3 protein-coding genes are annotated in these 1,308 nt (G+C 26.2%); 2 read left to right on the top strand and 1 reads right to left on the bottom strand.

Annotated elements, in window-relative coordinates; all coding sequences use genetic code 4:
- The first annotated feature begins 208 nt into the window (after window positions 1–208).
- Window positions 209–355 (top strand): hypothetical protein, encoded by a 147-nt coding sequence (locus EHV01_RS05685; RefSeq protein ID WP_400249291.1) that lies wholly within the window; start codon window positions 209–211, stop codon window positions 353–355.
- A 97-nt stretch (window positions 356–452) separates the two neighbouring features.
- On the opposite strand, the gene EHV01_RS05690 is transcribed toward EHV01_RS05685, so the two are convergent.
- The gene (locus tag EHV01_RS05690; RefSeq protein WP_422066614.1) at window positions 453–731 is read right to left on the bottom strand and encodes a hypothetical protein; all 279 of its coding nucleotides are present in this window, start codon (window positions 729–731) and stop codon (window positions 453–455) included.
- A 273-nt stretch (window positions 732–1,004) separates the two neighbouring features.
- On the opposite strand from EHV01_RS05690, the gene EHV01_RS05695 reads away from it, so the two are divergent.
- Window positions 1,005–1,250 (top strand): hypothetical protein, encoded by a 246-nt coding sequence (locus tag EHV01_RS05695; RefSeq protein WP_422066615.1) that lies wholly within the window; start codon window positions 1,005–1,007, stop codon window positions 1,248–1,250.
- The last annotated feature ends 58 nt before the right edge of the window (window positions 1,251–1,308 follow it).

Raw genomic sequence — 1,308 nt, forward strand, 5'->3', positions numbered from 1 at the left:
WWWAAATTTAAAGCAAAATCATAATCTTACACAAAATTAGTTTTCAAATTGTCATATTGATGATTTTTTTTATTTCATCAAGAGTTTTCGACAAAATTAAAGATAATTATCACTAAATTAATTGTGCCATAAAATGAGAAGAATATAATGAAAGTGTAAATAATATTTACGGCGTCAATATAGATATTTTTACAGGAGATGATTAATAATGTTTGGTTATAAGAATATCTTAGTTGGTGTTGGAGCAATTGCGTTGGCAACTACCCCGGCATTATTATTATCGAATACAACATTTATCAATAATACATACAATAAAACTGCACATAATATAAAACCGAGGAAAAACTACGAATAACATATCAACAATTTTATCAAAATAATAAATCAAATATTAATCTAACAAATATTAAAAATTTAAAAGATGGGATTAATGAATGGGATTATTATTTTGTTTACTCACACTTATACTTAAATCATGCTTTATTAACCAAAGTTCAAAATGATTTAGGATCAGTTGGCGGAGTTATTGCAGCCTTATTAAGCACAATCCCAAAAATTGCAACTGTCGCTGGAATTGTTGCTGCATTATTAATTGCACAATGATATGTCTGAAATATTCCATCATATGATCAGGGTAATGGTGTTGGTATTAACTTAATTGGAGTAGTTCCTCAAATTATAACTTCTGTTTTAGCACAATAAGTTATTAGTTTATTATCAAAAACAGACAAGGCCCAGATTTATTATTTACATTACTGCTAGTTTATCCTAGCAGTTTTTAAATTTAGTTTTTAATTAAATTTAAACAGATAAAAAGAGCGCTTTGCTCTTTTTATCTTTCATTTTCAATTTCTTGGTTTTGTTCCTGCTGTGTTGCAATATGTTCTTTATAAATTTTTATCGTTTGTTCTTTAGTTAATTTTTCTAATCTTGCTGGTTTAGGTACTACATTTGGGACGTGTTTTATTCCCCCTGTATAAAAGATTGAATTACCTGTTTGTAATATGTTTTCATTTTTGCTATCAGTTTCAGATGAAGGGTTACCAACTTCTAGTCCTGGATTTGCTTTTAATTCAAAAGTATTTAGTTTACTTTTTAAATTACTTAAAGTTTTCTGTGCGACATCAATAATTTCTGGTCCATTTACGATATTTTCTTTATCTTTATCATTGTGAAAATATTGTAAAACTACCCCATTAAATAATTCATTAGACTTCTTGCATAACCTAGTTATTTTAAAATTCCTATAAAATATATTTAAAATAGAAATTATAGGAATCTAAAATTATGAAATTTGATAAATTTAAW

Origin of the sequence: Spiroplasma sp. hy2 (genome assembly GCF_044714365.1) — a bacterium.
Lineage (GTDB): Bacteria > Bacillota_I > Bacilli_A > Mycoplasmatales > Mycoplasmataceae > Spiroplasma > Spiroplasma phoeniceum.